The organism is Stenotrophomonas sp. LC732, from assembly GCF_052446685.1.
Lineage (GTDB): Bacteria > Pseudomonadota > Gammaproteobacteria > Xanthomonadales > Xanthomonadaceae > Stenotrophomonas > Stenotrophomonas muris.
Genome location: NZ_CP199214.1, coordinates 3572957 through 3589241 on the forward strand (window position 1 = coordinate 3572957; position 16285 = coordinate 3589241).

Annotated in this window: 11 protein-coding genes; 2 read left to right on the forward strand and 9 right to left on the reverse strand. The window is 65.8% G+C overall.

The features are described from left to right. Positions 1-4: 4 nt before the first annotated feature. The 6 genes from ACT6SE_RS17010 to ACT6SE_RS17035 form a co-directional block, all read right to left on the reverse strand. Positions 5-1030 (reverse strand): AAA family ATPase, encoded by a 1026-nt coding sequence (locus ACT6SE_RS17010; protein WP_014648255.1) that lies wholly within the window; start codon positions 1028-1030, stop codon positions 5-7. 186 nt (positions 1031-1216) lie between these two features. Continuing rightward, positions 1217-3187: a type IV pilus secretin PilQ gene (locus ACT6SE_RS17015; protein ID WP_046432296.1), complete on the reverse strand. Its 1971-nt coding sequence runs from the start codon at positions 3185-3187 to the stop codon at positions 1217-1219. Positions 3188-3208: 21 nt separating this feature from the next. Then, complete coding sequence (locus ACT6SE_RS17020; RefSeq protein ID WP_005418914.1) at positions 3209-3742, reverse strand: pilus assembly protein PilP; 534 nt, start codon at positions 3740-3742, stop codon at positions 3209-3211. Further along, positions 3742-4398: a type 4a pilus biogenesis protein PilO gene (locus ACT6SE_RS17025; protein WP_005418916.1), complete on the reverse strand. Its 657-nt coding sequence runs from the start codon at positions 4396-4398 to the stop codon at positions 3742-3744. Before ACT6SE_RS17025 ends, ACT6SE_RS17020 begins: the two co-directional genes overlap by 1 nt. Beyond that, a complete protein-coding gene (locus ACT6SE_RS17030) occupies positions 4395-5276 on the reverse strand; it encodes a PilN domain-containing protein (RefSeq protein ID WP_014648259.1) in 882 nt (293 codons plus the stop codon). Before ACT6SE_RS17030 ends, ACT6SE_RS17025 begins: the two co-directional genes overlap by 4 nt. Next, positions 5276-6334 carry a pilus assembly protein PilM gene (locus ACT6SE_RS17035; RefSeq protein WP_046432299.1) on the reverse strand — a complete coding sequence of 353 codons (1059 nt, stop codon included), beginning with the start codon at positions 6332-6334 and terminating at the stop codon, positions 5276-5278. Before ACT6SE_RS17035 ends, ACT6SE_RS17030 begins: the two co-directional genes overlap by 1 nt. Positions 6335-6553: 219 nt before the next feature. Between ACT6SE_RS17035 and ACT6SE_RS17040 the strand changes: the two genes are divergently transcribed. Continuing rightward, the gene (locus ACT6SE_RS17040) at positions 6554-8974 is read left to right on the forward strand and encodes a penicillin-binding protein 1A (RefSeq protein WP_046432301.1); all 2421 of its coding nucleotides are present in this window, start codon (positions 6554-6556) and stop codon (positions 8972-8974) included. A gap of 212 nt (positions 8975-9186) precedes the next feature. Further along, positions 9187-9831: a hypothetical protein gene (locus ACT6SE_RS17045; protein ID WP_043034094.1), complete on the forward strand. Its 645-nt coding sequence runs from the start codon at positions 9187-9189 to the stop codon at positions 9829-9831. A gap of 115 nt (positions 9832-9946) precedes the next feature. Here ACT6SE_RS17045 and ACT6SE_RS17050 read toward each other — a convergent pair whose 3' ends face one another. From ACT6SE_RS17050 to ACT6SE_RS17060, 3 genes are all read right to left on the reverse strand, one after another. Then, positions 9947-10693 (reverse strand): membrane protein, encoded by a 747-nt coding sequence (locus ACT6SE_RS17050; protein WP_032962173.1) that lies wholly within the window; start codon positions 10691-10693, stop codon positions 9947-9949. 69 nt (positions 10694-10762) lie between these two features. Beyond that, positions 10763-15502 carry an ESPR-type extended signal peptide-containing protein gene (locus tag ACT6SE_RS17055; protein WP_046432305.1) on the reverse strand — a complete coding sequence of 1580 codons (4740 nt, stop codon included), beginning with the start codon at positions 15500-15502 and terminating at the stop codon, positions 10763-10765. Positions 15503-15564: 62 nt separating this feature from the next. After that, positions 15565-16272, reverse strand: coding sequence for a pilus assembly protein (locus ACT6SE_RS17060; protein ID WP_046432306.1), 708 nt, complete (start codon positions 16270-16272; stop codon positions 15565-15567). Between the last annotated feature and the right edge of the window lie 13 nt (positions 16273-16285).

Genomic DNA, 16285 nt, shown 5'->3' on the forward strand with positions numbered 1-16285 from the left:
AGGCTCAGGGTGCCGGCACCCGGGCCAGCAGCTCCTGCACCAGGCGCTCGCCGTCCCAGCCCTCGGCGGTGGCTTCATAGCTGGGCAGCACGCGATGGCGCAGCACGTCGGCGGCGACTGCACGCACGTCGTCGGGCGTGACAAAGTCACGGCCGGCCAGCCACGCCCGCGCACGGGCACAGCGCTCCAGTGCGATGGAACCGCGCGGGCTTGCCCCCCAGGCGATGCGGCGGCCGAGGCCGGCGTCGTAGCGCGCGGGATCGCGCGAGGCCAGCACCAGTTCGATCAGGTAGCGCTCCAGTGCCGGTGCCATGTGCAGGTCCAGCACTTCGCGGCGGGCGTCGAACACGTCCTGCATCGGCATCTTGTCCGGCGCCGGCGCAGCCTCGCCCAATGCACCACGGGCACGCTCACGGGCCAGCCGCAGGATTTCCGATTCGGCGGCCTGGTCCGGGTAACCGATGCGCACATGCATCAGGAAACGGTCCAGCTGCGCTTCCGGCAGCGGAAAGGTGCCCTCCTGCTCGATCGGGTTCTGCGTGGCCATCACCAGGAACAGCGGCGGCAGCGCATAGGTATGGCGGCCAACCGTGACTTGGCGCTCGCCCATGGCCTCCAGCAGCGCCGACTGCACTTTGGCTGGTGCCCGGTTGATCTCGTCGGCCAGCAGGATCGGGTGGAAGATCGGGCCGGGCACGAACTCGAAGCGGCCCTCCTGCGGGCGCCAGATCTCGGTGCCGGTGAGGTCGGCCGGCAGCAGGTCGGGGGTGAACTGCACGCGGGCAAAGTCTGCTTCCAGGCGCGAGGCCAGTGCACGGATCGCCGTGGTCTTGGCCAGGCCCGGCGCGCCCTCCACCAGCAGATGGCCGTCGGCCAACAATGCAATCAGCAGGCGTTCGACCAGTGCCGCCTGGCCGACGATCTCGGCCGACAGCGCGTCGCGCAGCTGGGTGAACGCCGCATGCAGGCGGGAGGTGGCCGGCGCGGGCGGCGGCGAGACGGTTTCGGGCATCGGCGGTGGCAGGTTCATGGGGGCCTTTGACCGGCGCAGGACGGCACGGGTTCCCGACATCATCGCAGGGTGCCCTGCGATTGGCATCAAGAACCGCTGAACAGCCGTCCACGCTGGGCATGGATCTGCTTCGTGCATGCCGCCAGCCCAAACGAAGAAGGGCCGCACGGGGCGGCCCTTCTTCGTTTCGCGGGAGGCGCGGGCTCAGTTTTGCTTGGCCACGCGCAGCACCTTCGGGGTGACGAACACGAGCAGCTCGGCCTTGTCCTTGTTGCGACCGCGCTTCTTGAACAGGTTGCCCAGGAACGGCACGTCGCCCAGGAACGGCACCTTGCTGATGCTGTTGCGATCGGTGAACTCGTAGACGCCACCGATCACCACGGTCTGCCCATCCTCGACCAGCACCGCGGTGTTGACTTCGCGTCGGTTGATCGACGGCACGGTGCCGTAGCCCTCCAGCTGGATCAGCTGGTCGACTTCGTCCTTCTTCACCTGCATGTTGAGGAACACGCGGTTGTCGTTGGTGATGGTCGGGGTGACCTTCAGCTCCAGCACCACTTCCTTGAACTGGACGTTCGGGGTCGCCACGCCGCCAGCGGTACCACCGCTGATGGTGACGTAGCCGATTTCCTTGCCCTGCTTGATCATCGCTTCGCGCTGGTTGGTGGTGACCACGCGCGGGTTGGAGATCACCTCGCCTCGCGACTCCTCCTGCATGGCCGACAGCTCCACGTCCAGCAGGTAACCCGCATTGAGGATGGACAGTGCCAGCGAACCCGGGTTGCTGGCGGCGGCCACCGGCAGGTTCCAGTTCAGGCCGCGGGTGATCGCCGAGCCGGACTTCACCGGCGGCGGGCCGACCCGGCCACCGGCTTCCCAGTCACGCTCGGCCTTGGCATTGGCCAGGTCGGTTGCGACCTGCGACTTGCGGGTCTCGGCATTGGCATCCAGGCTGCCACTGAAGTACACGTTGTCACGGCTGCCGCTGACACCGAACTTCGCACCCAGTTCGCGGGCGAAGGTATCGGTGGCGATGACGATGCGGCTTTCGATCAGCACCTGGTCGACCGGGCGGTCGATCACGTTGATCAGCTCGCGCATGCGCGCGATCTTCTTCGGGATGTCGCTGATCATCAGCGTGTTGGTGCGCTCGTCGGCCACGATGCGGCCGCGCGAGGACAGGAAGCCACTGTCTTCCTGCGAGGAGCTGCCCGAACCACCACCACTGCCACCACCACCGCTGCCGCCGATGCCCTTGGCCTCGGTCAGCGCTTTGAAGATCTGCGTGGCGCTGTGGTAGTTGATCTGGATGTAGTCGGTCTGCAGGTCTTCGCGGTTCTCGATGGCGATGCGCGCGTCTTCCTTTTCCTGTTCGAACTTGGCCAGTTCGGCCTGCGGCGCCACCCAGATCACGCTGCCGTCGCGACGCTTGTCCAGGCCCTTGGCGCGCAGGACGATGTCCAGCGCCTGGTCCCACGGCACATTGACCAGGCGCAGGGTCACGTTGCCCTGCACCGAGTCGGACGCCACCACGTTCAGGTTGGACTCCTCGGCGATCAACTGCAGCACGGTGCGCACCGGCACGTCCTGGAAGTTGAAGGTCACCGGCTTGCCGGTGAAGCCGCGCTGGCCGACGGCCTTGGCCGCCTGGGTGACGCTGCCGGCGGTGACCGCACCCACGGCGGCCTGGGCCTGGCGCGGGCTGATCTCGACCACGTATTCGTTGCCGCTCTGGTAGGCCAGCGACTCCACCGCGCCACCGGTGCTCAGCACCAGTTGGGTGCCGGCGCCCGACGGCTTGGCGTCGATGCGTTGTACCGGCGTGGCGAAGTCGGTGACGTTCATCGGCTTCTGCAGGTTGGCCGGCAGTCGGGCATTGCCGACGTCGACCACCACGCTGTTGCCCTGCGTGCGCAGGTCAGGGATCGCGCCCTGCCCGTCGAACTGCACGATCAGGCGCCCGGCGCCGTCATCGCCACGCTTGAAATCGATCTTGGCCACCGACAGGCCCGCCGGCGCGGCGGCCGGTGCCACGGTGGCGCCCACCGGCTTTTCCGCCGGTGCGGCAGCCAGCGCCGGAGCGCAGGCCAGCATCAGCGCGACTCCCAGCGCGCTGACACGGTTCAAGGTAGAGCGCCGGATGGGACGCAGCCCCTTGGCTTGGTGAAAGGTCATCGTGCTATCCCCAGTAAACGATCATTGATCTTCAAGCGAGAGCGTTGCCGGCCGTTCCAGCCAGCCACCCGCGCCATCCGGCACCAGTTCGATCAGCTCCACGCGGTCTTCGAAGACCGCCGTGACCCGCCCGTCGCTCTGCCCCAGGTAACCGCCCGGGCGAACCCGGTAGGTGACCTTGTCCGGCCCCATCACCAGCGCCACGGTACCTGCGCCGGTACCGATGGTGCCGACCATGTCCAGCGCATCCAGCGGGAAGCCTTCCAGCGGCTCCTTGCGCCGGTTCGGGTCCGGTCGCAATCCGCCGTTCCCCTGCTGCGGATTGGTCCAGGCATCGGTGAACGGATCGCGCATGCCCTGCGCGGAGTATTCGAAGGTCTCGAACTGCTGCATCACCGGCAGCGGCTCCAGCGGTTGCGCCGGTCGCGCGCGCTCGCCTTCCACCCACTTCTCAAGGTTCGGTGCGTCGCCGGGCGTGCTGGTCACGCCACGACCGCAACCAGCCAGCAGCAGCACAGCCAGCACCATCGCACCACGTACGGTCTGCGCGCGCATCACTTCTTGCCCTCCTTGCCAGCGTCGGCCGCCTGCTGCGCCTGCACCTCGGTCTCGTCCAGGTAGCGGTAGGTCTTGACCGTACCGGACAGTTCCAGTGCACCGCTGCGGACGTTGCCGCCGGTCTTTTCCTTGGGCTTGAGGTTGATGTCATGCATGGTCAGGATCACCACCCGCGGCAGCGAGGCCACGCCACTGACGAACGCGCCGAACTGGTGGTAACTGCCCACCATGCGCAGCTTGATCGGCTTCTCGGCGTAGAACTCCTTGATCTGCTCCTGCTCCGGCTCGAACAGCTCGTTGGTCAGGCCGCTGGACAGCGCGGTCTGCGAGATGTCGATGATCAGGTCGGGCATTTCGGTCTTGCTCGGCAGCTGCCGCAGCATCTGCTGCAGCACCTGCTCCATCTGCGCCAACTGCTGCTTCAGCGGCCCCAGGTTCACCGCGCGTTCCTGCTGCTTGGTGAACTCGGTGCGCAGCTCGACTTCCTTCGATTCCAGGCCGGCCAGTTCTTCGCGCTTGCCGCTGATCAGCAGCATCCACGCCACGAACATGATGACCAGCGCCAGCAACGAGCAGAAGACGATCTTGGCCTTCTGCGGCCAGTTGCCGATGTCGTTGAAATCCAGGTTCTTGATGTCGATCTTCTGGCTCATGCGCGGTCCCCCTGCAGCAGCGCATTGAAGGCCTGCGGCGGCTGCGCCAGGCGGCTGCCCTCAGGCTTCGGGGCAGGTGCCGGGGCCGGCGCGGCGGCCGGAGCGGCCGGTTGGTTCGGCTTGGCCGGCGTGGCCGGTGCAGTGGCCGGTGCGGCGGGAGCTGCTGCCGGCTGGCCCGCTGCCGGGGCCGCAGGCGTCGCGGCATCCGGACCTGCGGCCAACGGTGCCACCGGTGCCGGGGCAGCCGTCGCCACCGAGCCATCGGCGTTCAGGCCCGGCGTCGCCGACACCTCTTCGCTCTGTGCCGGCAGTTTCACCTTGACCACGAACACGTAGGGCAGCGCCTTGATGTCGGCCAGCGGGCCGGCCTTGCCGTCCTTGTCCTTCTCCGGGTCACGCGCTTCGATGATCGACAGCTCCGGGTTGGTCATCCAGCCGGAGGTCTCCAAGTTGCGCATGTAGGCCGAAACGCGGGCGTTGGACTGGGTGCGGCCTTCCAGCGTCAGTACATCCCCTTCCTGCTTCAGCGCGGTCAGCACCACACCGTCGGGAATGGTGCGCACCAGCGCGTCGAACAGGTGGACCATCTGCGAGCGCTTGGCCTGCAGCTCCTCGATCACCTTCTTGCGCGCCAGCAGGCGTTCCTTCTGCGCGTCGAGGCGGTCGATCTCCTTGTTCTGTTCCTTGACCTTCTCGATCTCGGCTTCCAGATAGGCATTGCGGTCCATCTGGCCGCTCACCTGACGGTCGTAGTAGAACCAGATCATCAGCGACAGCAGCAGGCCACCGACGGCGGCCATGCCCAGCATTGCGTAGAACTCGCGCTGGCGTTGCTTGCGCCGCTCGGCGCGCCAGGGCAATAGATTGATGCGTGCCATCAGTCAAAGCTCCTCAGCGCCAGACCGGTCGCGATCATCAGCGCGGGGGCATCCTGGGCCAACGCATGCGCGTTCACCTTCGGCCCCAGGGTCATCTGCGCCAGCGGGTTGGCGACCACGGTCGGCACGCCCAGCTGTTCCTCGACCATCTCCGGCAGGCCACCGAGCACGGCGCAGCCGCCGGCCAGCACGATGTGATCGACGCGGTTGAATTCGCTGCCTGCGTAGAAGAACTGCAGCAGGCGGCTGATCTGCTGGACCGTGGCTTCCTTGAACGGCTCCAGCACTTCCATCTCGTAGCTTTCCGGCAGGCCGCCCTGGCGCTTGGCCAGCCCGGCTTCCTCGTAGCTCAGCCCGTAGCGGCGCATGATCTCATCGGTCAGCTGCTTGCCACCGAACACCTGCTCGCGGCTGTAGAGGCTGCGGCCGCCGCGCAGGACATTGAGGGTGGTCATGGTGGCGCCGATGTCGACCAGCGCGACCACGCCATCGATGGATACCGGCAGCTCGCTGGCGACCAGGGCGTAGGCGTTCTCGACCGCGAAGGCCTCCACGTCCATCACCTTGGCCTGCAGGCCACCGAGTTCCAGCGCGGACTGGCGCAGCTCGACATTCTCCGAACGCGACGCGGCCAGCAGCACCTGGACCATCTCCGGGTTGTTCGGGATCGACCCGATCACCTCGAAATCCAGGTTCACTTCCTCGATCGGATACGGAATGTAGTTGACCGCTTCCAGCTCGATCTGGGCTTCCATGTCGTTTTCGTCGAGATCGGCCGGCATCGGGATCACCTTGGTGATCACTGCCGACCCCGCGACGGCGGCAGCGGCCACTTTGGCCTTGCTGCCTGAACGGTTCATCGCCCGACGGATGGCCTCACCCACGGCCTCCACTTCAACGATGTTCTTCTCCACCACCGCATTGGGCGGCAGAGGTTCCACAGCGTAATGTTCCACGCGGAAACGATTGCCGCTGCGGGACAGCTGCAAAAGCTTTACCGCAGTCGAACTGATGTCGACGCCTACGAGCGGCGACTGACTTTTTGGGATGAGCCCCACGGTTTCTCCCCTGCCGACGGGCACTTGGACGCAAGACCTGCGCCCAAGCATTAATAACGTATTCTTAGCAAATGGCAACGGCCCTGCTGTGAATTCCTTCACGGATTCACCATGCAGCCCCTGACTGTTCCCCTTGCGCTCCCCGGTGCCGACCCCAGCCGGCACCTTGCGTAATCTATACTCTGCGACCACGAAATTCGCAATCGGAATCTGAACCCGATGACTCGACTCCGCCGCTGGCTGCGCTGGATCTTCCTGATTGTCCTGGTCCTGGCGCTGATCGGCGCGGCCGCCGTGGGCGGTCTGTACTACGCCGTTTCCTCCAAGCTTCCCGACGTGCAGACCCTGCGCGACGTGGAAATGCAGGAGCCGATGTACGTCTATGCTGCCGATGGCAAGCTGATGGCGGTGTTCGGCGAGACCCGGCGGACCCCGATCACCATGAAGGACGTGCCGGAGAAGCTGAAGCAGGCCTTCCTGGCCACCGAGGACGCCCGCTTCTACGAGCACGGCGGCGTGGACTACATGGGCATCGGCCGGGCGGTCTGGCTGCTGGCCACCACCAGCGACAAGCGCGTGCCGGGTGGCTCCACCATCACCCAGCAGGTGGCCCGCCAGTTCTTCCTCAGCTCCGAGTACAGCTACACCCGCAAGCTGGCCGAGATCCTGCTGGCGCGGAAGATCGAGTCCGAGCTGAGCAAGGACGAGATCTTCGAGCTGTACCTGAACAAGAGTTTCTTCGGCAACCGCGCCTACGGCGTGGCCGCTGCCGCCGAGTTCTATTACGGCAAGAAGCTGAACGAGCTGGACCTGGACGAGATGGCCTCGCTGGCCGGCATCCCCAAGTTCCCCTCGTCTGGCAACCCGATCTCCAACCCGGAACGTGCCCGCCAGCGCCGCGACAACTACGTGCTGCAGCGCATGGCCGACCTGAAGTTCGTCAGCCAGGCCGAGGCCGACGCGGCCAAGGCCGTGCCGATGCACGCCACCGCGCATGAGCCGCCGGTGCAGGTCGATGCCCCGTACGTGGCCGAGCTGGTGCGCCAGGAGATGATCGCCCGCTTCGGCGGCGACGTGGTCAACAAGGGCTATCACGTCACCACTACCATCGACTCCACCCTGCAGACCGCCGCGAACCAGTCGGTGCGCGACGGCCTGCTGCTGTACGACCACCGCCACGGCTGGCACGGCGTGGAGAAACAGGTGCAGGTGGGTGCCGGCGAAGACGCCGCCGCCCTGGCCGAGCACCTGCGCGGCATGTACGGCCAGGCCGGCCTGCTGCCGGCGATCGTCGCCAGCACCGGCGCCGACGGCAGCGCCACCGTGGTGCTCGCCAACCGCAGCGAGATCGTGCTGCCGGCCGGTGCCGCCAAGTGGACCAACAAGACCCCGGGCAAGCTGGTGCAGCGCGGCGACATCGTGCGCGTGCGCGCCGGTGCCAAGGAGGGCGAGTGGCTGCTGGACCAGATCCCGCGCGGCCAGTCCGCGCTGGTCTCGCTGGATGCCCACAGCGGCGCGCTGAAGGCGCTGGTGGGTGGCTTCAGCTTCTCCGGCAACAAGTTCAACCGCGCCACCCAGGCCCGCCGCCAGCCGGGTTCGAGCTTCAAGCCATTCGTCTACGCAGCCGCCTTCGACAAGGGCTACAACCCGGCCTCGATCGTGCTCGACGCCCCGGTCGTGTTCCGCGACCGCCGCGGCAAGACCTGGGCCCCGCAGAACGACGGCGGCGGCTTCCGCGGCCCGATGCGTCTGCGCGAAGCGCTGGTGCAGTCACGCAACCTGGTGTCGGTGCGCCTGCTCGATGGCATGGGCGTGGACTACGCACGCAAGTACATCAGCGAGTTTGGCTTTGCCGAATCGGAGCTGCCGCCGAACCTGTCGATGTCGCTGGGCACCGCCTCGCTGACCCCGCTGTCGGTGGCGCGCGGCTACGCCGTGTTCGCCAACGGCGGCTCGCGCGTGGACACCTGGCTGATCGACCAGGTCAATGACCGCGACGGCAACCTGGTGTTCAAGGAAAACCCGGCGCTGGCCTGCCGCGACTGCGCCGGCAGCAGTGACCAGCCGGTCAACCAGGTGGTGGACGGCTTCAACTTCGGCGCTCCGGCCCCGAAGGTGGACCCGGCCGCCGCCAAGGCCGAAGCCAAGGTCGAAACCCCGGCGGCACCGGCCAACCCGGATGCCCGCACAGCCCCGCGCGCGATCGACGCCCGCACCGCCTACCAGCTGGTATCGATGATGCGCGACGTGGTCCAGCGCGGTACCGGCGTCCAGGCCAAGGTGCTCGGCCGCGAGGACGTGGGCGGCAAGACCGGCTCCACCAACGACCACCGCGACGCCTGGTTCTCCGGCTTCGGTGGCCCGTACGTGACCACCGTGTGGGTGGGCCGCGACGACTTCCGTTCGCTGGGTTACCGCGAGTACGGCGGCAAGGCGGCCCTGCCGATCTGGATCGACTACATGCGCACCGCGCTGAAGGACACCCCGATCGCGCAGAACGACCCGCCCAGCGGCATGGTCCAGGCCACCCTCAACGGCGCGACCGAGTGGGTGAAGGTGGAAGACATGGACCGCCTGACCGACTACGACCTGAACCTCAATACGCCGCAGGCCGACGCCGCCGCGTTCGATATCTTCTGAGGAAGGTTCTGGTGGGTGCCAACGGTGAGTTGGCACCCATGCGGCTGTAGAGCCGAGCCCATGCTCGGCTCCGGGCGCCTGCGGTAGAGCAGCCGAGCATGGGCTCGGCTCTACAGGATCAACGGCACCCACTTGCTCGCCTCCATGAAATACCCACGCGGATGTCACATCCGTGCGCTAGTCTGTAGCCAGGTCGCAACAGGAGTCATCGCATGCATCGCGCCCGTCAGCATGCTGCCAGCCAGACCCGCGAGCGGCGCCACCGCCTCGCCCACGAAGCCGCCCGCCTGATGGCCGAAGGCGGCATCCGCGACTACCACCAGGCCAAGTTGAAGGCCGCCAGCCGTCTCGGCATCCACGACGATGCCTCCCTGCCCCGCAATACCGAGATCGAAGACGCCCTGCGCGAGTACCAGCGGCTGTTCTCCGGGCCCCAGCATGGCAATGAGCTGCAGCGCCGCCGCGAGGCTGCCATGCGTGCGCTGGAGTTCCTGCACGGCTTCGCCCCTCGCCTGGCCGGCCCGGTGCTGGAGGGCACCGCCGATGCCAACAGCCCCGTGCAGCTGCACCTGCACAGTGACGACCCGGAAGCCGTGCACCGCTTCCTGGACGAGCACGGCATTCCCGCCGAGTCGCGGACGCGCCGACTGCGGATGGACCGCGAACGGAGCCTGGACGTGCCGGTGTGGGTGTTCAGCGCCGAAGAGCTGACCTTCGACCTGGCCGTGCTGCCGTATGACGCCCTGCGCCAGGCGCCCTTGTCGCCGGTGGATGAGAAGCCGATGCGACGCGCGTCTGTCGCACAGTTGCGGCAGCTGCTGGCCGAGGCGGAGATCACCGCGTATATCGGCGGGTAGCGGTAGCTCCGGCCTTGGTGGGTGCGGACCGTTGGTCCGCACTGTGCCTCAGGCATCCGGACACCTGGCCCAAGAGCAGCCGAGCATGGCTCGGCTCTACAGAAGGCGCGCTGACCTACCAGACATCATGGTGCTGCTCCTCCGGCTCATCGCCAAGCAGGCGCATCAGCCACGGTGCTCCCACCCGCTGCGGGTACGCCATCATCATCCGCGCGTGCATGTTCTGCAGATCGCCAAGCAACCAAGTCTGGTTGTAGACATCGCCGAACGGGTCCGACCACGCCGTCTGTATCCGCGCGCGCTCACCGCCGTTGAGGTTGGGCATCCTATCCAACGGCACCTCCAGCACCGGCTCCAGCCCCCGGTTGATGGCCGCGTTCTCCGCCTCCGCCGCACGCATGAGCTCCAGCCGGTGGCTCACCTGCCAGCATGGGAAGGGGAAGCAGCTGCCCGTGGCTTCGATGTATGCCGCCATGTCGGCCAGCATGTGGGCTTTCAGCTGCCACACCCTCTCACTGTCCAGCAGTTGTCGCACCCGCAGGGTGCGCAGCGTTCCCGCGCGGACGTCTTCCGGCGTGGTGAACGGCTCGCCCGGTGTCGGGCCGCCATGCCGCACCAGCACGATGCGATGGATCGCCTCCTGGGTGATGTTCTCCACGCGCACCGCGGCGGCCTCCGGATGCACGCGCGGTGGCGGCACGCTCGCCACCCGCCAGTGGTACCAGAGCACCAGCACCATGCCCACCAGGCACAACAAGGTGAACTGCACCCAGCGATCCAGATTGCGGGTGTAGTAGTAGAAACGCGCCCGCCACAGATAGAACGTGCGGTAGCTGATGAATCGGCTTACCCATCGATACATTGCCATCTCCTCGGCAAGGACCCCGGCGCGGCGGGGTTCATTACGCGCACCACGCCGGGACTGCACGGCTTACCAGCCGATGCCCACGCCGACACCCATGCTGCGCTCACCGCTGTTGGTGAACGCACCATTGAGGCTGAAGGTGGCCGAACCCTTCTCGTTCAGCACGCGCTGGTAGCCCACCGCCATCGCCGACTCACCCTCGCTGTAACCCACGCCCGCACCCAGGCGGTTGTAGGTGGCCAGGCCGGCGGTATTCATCGCCATCGCACTCTGTGCGCTGCTCATCGCCGCCATGCGGTTGAAGCGCTTGTCCATCTTGTCCAGGCGGCGTTCGAAGGTGCTGATCGCACCATCGGTGTACTCGTTGGCACGGGCCAGCATCTTCTCCAGGTCGGCGGTGTCGACCTGCGGCTTGGGCGTGTCGTCCTGCTTCGGCTTCGGCTGCGGGGCCGGCTTGCCACCTTCACCGGTTGAGGCGATCTGCGGCGAGCCGCTGGTTTCCGGCGCCGGCGCGGTCTCTTCGGTGGACGGCGAAGGCGTGGCCGCCGTCGACATGGCGCGGGCCTGCGGATGATCGTCGATACGCTGCTCCAGCCCATCCATGCGGCCGTTGATCTGCTGCTGCATCGAATGCAGCTGGCCACCATTGACCGCATCGCGGCTGCCGGCCGCGATCAGGCCGTTGGCCACGTTGGAGATGACCATACCGTTGGCACCGGCCAGGGTGAGCTGGTGGGTGCCGTCTGCACGGGCCGAGGGGGTTTCCTGGAACACGGAGCGGAGCTGGGATTCGACCTGGTTCACGCGCGAGGTGGTGCTGACGACGGCGCCGTCGAGCGCTTCCAATGCACCATTGAGCGTGGATTGGGACTGGCCCTGCACGTTGAAGCTGGGGCCGACGATGTTGCCATTGGTATCGACTTCGCCGCCGAGGGCGGAGAGTGCACCGCGCAGCTGGCCGACGGTGGCGGCGTTGTGGTTGGCGGTGCCGTTGGCGATGTTTACAAGGCGGCGCTTCATCTCACCATTACCGAACGATGCAACTCCTACCTCGGTCGCATACGAGCCGAACCCAAGCGCCATCGAACCGTCGGCACCATTCCGAACCCTCGCACCGATGCCGAGAGCGATCCCACCAACTGCGGTTCCACCATCATACGTTCCGACTTCCGCGCCCGTCCCAATGGCAATGCTGAAATCGGAACCATTGAAGACGGTCGATCCCCGCCCAAGTGCCACCGAGTTCACCCCCAACGCAAGAGAGCGTGACCCAATCGCAGTTCCTCCTTCGGTGCCCGCCTTTGCAAGGATGCCAAGCGCGACCCCGGCTCGGCCGGCCTCCGCGCGGCCAGTCGTGGGACCTGTACCCACACTGAGAAACTGACCAGCATCTTCCAGTGCATCGAGTCGACCATTGGTCTCATAGAGCTGACTTCCGCGCACAACGTCCGAGCTATCAGCCGACAACTTCGCCTCCGCCACGCCAGTCAAACGCGCACCGCCGAAATCGATCGGACCGCTCGCATCCAATCCACGCATGGCCTGCTCGCCCATCTCCCGCTCCTTGCGCATCGTCTCCAAATCGTTCCGATTTTGCGAGATCTTCTGCTCTGCGGCGTACAACTGACTGCCGGTTACGGCATCGCGGCTTCCTGGCGCCACTCGGCCGTCAGCCAGGTTGGTCAGCACCATGCCATTCACGCCATTCAGCGCGATCTGGTTCATGCCGTCGGCGCGGGTCGGAGGTGAGTCCTGGAAGATCGAGCTGAGCTGGCCTTCCACCTTGTCCGCGCGACGGTCTGCGGTGATGACAGCGCCATCGAGCGCCATCAGCGCGTCCTCGACGCTGCTCTGCGTTCCACTCTGCACTGCATAAGTAGGGGCAATGATGTTGCCGTTCGCATCCATGCCTGCGCCGCCGCCGAGGGTGGCGAGGGAGTCCTTAAGCTGGGAGACGGTAGTGGCATCGTGTTCACCGAGACCTCGGGAAATGTTCACTATCCTGCGCTCTGTGCCAACACTGCCAAAGGATGCAGTTCCCGCCTCAGTAGCTTCCGATCCCGCGCCCAGTGCCAGTGCCCCCTCCGCGCCGGCATGGACCCTTGAACTTGCACCAACCGCAACTCCATCACTCGAAGCCACACTAGCGCCAGCTCCCAACGCGAATCCATTCAAAGCGGCCGCTGACACAGTGGCGCCTCGTCCAACTGCAACCGAATTAACGCCAACGGCAGAAGATAGCGCACCGATAGCGGTTGCTCCCTCTTCTAGTGCCCTCGCGGAATCTCCGATTGCAACTCCCATCAGACCAGCCTCAGCACGCTGACTAAACGAATCCACACCAATACCCACATACTGAGCTAGACCTTCCAGATCTGAAATCCGGCCATTGGTAGCGTGTAGCTGCCGACCCGACACAGCTTCACTGCTGCTGGCACCGACAGCCCCATCCGCCACACCGCTGATCTTCCGGTTGGCATTGGCGCTGTTGCGTACGTCCAACGTCGTACCGCTGTTCTCCTCACCCAACCGCACGGCTCCCGCTGCAGAAACCTGCGCCACCAGCCCGCCCAGAACCGCTGTTTCGGCCAACGCCTTGGCCGCATCCACCTTTGCCAGGGTCGCGTCCGCAGCCGCAGAGGTGGCCATGCCTTCCACAGCTACCACCTTCTCATTGGTGGCATTGAGCTGCCTGCCATTCACGGCTTCGTAGCTGCTGGCGCTGACCACGCCATCGGCCACGCCGGCCAGCTTACGGTTCGCATTTGCGCTATTGCGCACATCCACTACGGCGCCGCTGTTCTTTTCACCCAGGCGGACAATCCCCGTGGCCGAAACCTGCCCGACCAGACCACCCAATTCGGTGGCCTCAGCCAAGGCCTTGGTGGCATCAACCTGTGCGGCGTTGGCAGTGGCCTGCGCGCCATTCGCGGCATTCTGTGCAGTCGTTACCCGGCCGTTGGTTTCATTCAACTGCTTGCCCGTAACGGCCTCGGTACTGCTGCTGCTGACAGCGCCATCCGCCAGGTTGACGATCTTGCGCTTGATACTGGAGCTGCCGACCGAGACCTGATTGATGCCGGTGGTCTGCGAGGCGTTGCCCAGAGCGACACTTCCCGTGTGCGATGCCAGGGCGCGGTCGCCCAACGCAATGGCACTTTCGGCACCCGCCTTTGCAAGATTGCCAAGCGCCGTCGAATACAAACCCGATGCGGCGGCCTCCCGGCCAATGGCGACGGCCTGATTGCCGCTCGCATCTGCCTTGTAGCCCAGCGCGGCGGCATGGGCCGCCGCGGCCGTTGCATCATTGCCTACGGCCACGGCGCGATCACCCACTGCCGAAGCACGCAGGCCAGCCGCCACCGCGCCGTTGCCACTACGCGTTGCAGCACCGAGAGCAACTGCACCGGTGGCAGCGCTCTTGTCGCCGTTGGCGTCGACACCGGCCCGAGCATCTGCACCAACTGCGATGCTGTTGGTGTTGTAGGCCTTCGCCGAGCGCCCCATCGCTACGCTGGCGGTGCTTCCGCTCCCTTCCGCCTCTGCCGCCAGCCCGATAGCCGGGGCGGATGCGTTCAGGCGCGCGGCTGCCGCGTCTGCGACGCGCTGTGCATCTGCCAGCTTGGTGTTGGTGGCATTCAACTGCTTCCCTGACACAGCATCGGTGCTGGACGTACTCAGCGTGGCATCCGCCACGCCCGTGATCTTGCGATTGGCGCTGGCACTGTTGCGGACGTCCAGTACAGAGCCGCTATTGCTTGCACCTATGAGGATATTTCCCGAAGGAGACTTCTCTTTCAAAAGGCCTGAGAGCCCATCGGCCTTTGCCAGCGCACTGTCAGCATTGGTCTTGGCAGAGTCCGCGACCGAACGCGCGGCCGCTACATTGCTGTTGGTGGCGTGGAGCTGCTTTCCGGTAACGGCATCCGTGCTGCTGGTGCTCAATCGCGCATCGTCCACATTGGTCACTCGCCGCTTCGTCGATGAGCTGCCAACGGACACCGAATTGCTTTCCGTTGCCTCGGAATATGCTCCGATGGCTATCGAGCCATGGGCGCTCGCCTTGGCATGATGCCCCAGCGCAACTCCACTGTACTCGGCACGTGCGTTCCCTCCCAACGCGATGGCACCTGAATATCCCGCCGTTCCAGCGAAGGCGTTCCCGCCAATAGCAATACGGGAAACACCTGCGGAACTCTCCACCGTCCTGGCACCGCTGCCCACCGCAATGGAGTTGCTCGCGTATGCCCTGGCGTCATGCCCCAGTGCGGTTGCACCAATTCCTGATGCGATCGAGCTGGCGCCTACGACTGTCGAGTATCCGCTCTTGGCCTCAGACCCGTATCCAACGACGACGTTCCTGTCGCCGCGTGCAATCGATGAATTCCCCACAAGCACACTTCCCAACCCCGACAACGATGATTCGGTGCCGTAGACCACCGATCCCCAGCCACTGATGCTCGACCGTGAACCCAGGATCATCTGCATATCACCGCTGATCGTGGCATTCCGATATTGGCTGTCATTTACCAGAGCCAGCTGGGTGTAACCCGCATTTACCTGGTTCGAGAATGACGAAAAGCGCCACGGAGAGGGCAACAGGAGTTGAGTGGAGTCGGTCCCTTCACGCTCGCCCTCAGCCACTTCCTCCGAGTGCTCGTGCGCTGCGGCAGGGAGGCCCACCAGTGCCGCCACCAGCAATAGTGCCCTGCCTCCAGCGGACTTGCCGCGCGGACTGCTCAACTCACTGCCAACCACCCAGCACTGCTTGGCGGCACTCCAGATACGACGATAGATGTGGTTCATGCTCTCTCCCTTAACAGGACATCGGAAATGAGGCCCCGCGAACAGCGCGGGGCCAGGAACGATCAGGCGCTTGGCGCCAGGGTGGTTGTGTGCTCGCGGTAGCCGTCCTTGGACAGGCGGTAATGCAGCTGCACGGTGTTGCCCGGCTGAGGCTGGAACGGCAGCTTCAGCTCCGCGTCCGGGTACAGGCTTTTGGCAAAGTCGTGGGTCGTGCAGGCACCACTGGCGCTGCACTCGGCCAGTCCGGTGATGCCGACCCGCAAGGTCCCCACGTTGCGCAGGGTGTCGCCCTGCAGTTGCAGATCCACGCTGCCGTTGGCGGGCAGCACGTTCACCAGCGCGCCCCAGACCAGGCTGACACCGACGTTGGCCTGTGCCGCCTGCTCGTCACCCTCGAGCAGGGTCCCGTCCGGTCCCCTGACGCCCTCGAAGTAGACGCGGTAGGCCACTTCCTTCTCCACGCTGCGCAGTGGAATGACCCGGATCAGGCGATTGCCTCCGCCACTGAGTGCGAACTTCCCAGGGGTGATGGCGACCGCGGCGTCGGCCGCCTCCATGTCCACCTCTTCCTCGCCAACCTGCGCAGGATTCGCGATGCGCAACAGGCGTGCCTGCACGTACTGCGGCTGGGTGGAGTGCGAGTAGACGCGGATCTGCGTACCGCGCTTGCCATCGACGGCCGCGCGCATCGGATGGATCGAGAGGTTGGCATGTACCGGCGGCGCCAGCAGCGCGCTCAACGGCAGCAGACAGAACAGCAGCTTCTTCATGATGAGGCTCCGT

Coding starts and splice junctions, on each gene's coding strand:
- ACT6SE_RS17010 (WP_014648255.1), bottom strand. CDS start 1,030: ATGAACCTGCCACCGCCGATGCCCGAAACCGTCTCGCCGCCGCCCGCG.
- ACT6SE_RS17015 (WP_046432296.1), bottom strand. CDS start 3,187: ATGACCTTTCACCAAGCCAAGGGGCTGCGTCCCATCCGGCGCTCTACC.
- ACT6SE_RS17020 (WP_005418914.1), bottom strand. CDS start 3,742: ATGCGCGCGCAGACCGTACGTGGTGCGATGGTGCTGGCTGTGCTGCTG.
- ACT6SE_RS17025 (WP_005418916.1), bottom strand. CDS start 4,398: ATGAGCCAGAAGATCGACATCAAGAACCTGGATTTCAACGACATCGGC.
- ACT6SE_RS17030 (WP_014648259.1), bottom strand. CDS start 5,276: ATGGCACGCATCAATCTATTGCCCTGGCGCGCCGAGCGGCGCAAGCAA.
- ACT6SE_RS17040 (WP_046432301.1), top strand. CDS start 6,554: ATGACTCGACTCCGCCGCTGGCTGCGCTGGATCTTCCTGATTGTCCTG.
- ACT6SE_RS17045 (WP_043034094.1), top strand. CDS start 9,187: ATGCATCGCGCCCGTCAGCATGCTGCCAGCCAGACCCGCGAGCGGCGC.
- ACT6SE_RS17050 (WP_032962173.1), bottom strand. CDS start 10,693: ATGTATCGATGGGTAAGCCGATTCATCAGCTACCGCACGTTCTATCTG.
- ACT6SE_RS17055 (WP_046432305.1), bottom strand. CDS start 15,502: ATGAACCACATCTATCGTCGTATCTGGAGTGCCGCCAAGCAGTGCTGG.
- ACT6SE_RS17060 (WP_046432306.1), bottom strand. CDS start 16,272: ATGAAGAAGCTGCTGTTCTGTCTGCTGCCGTTGAGCGCGCTGCTGGCG.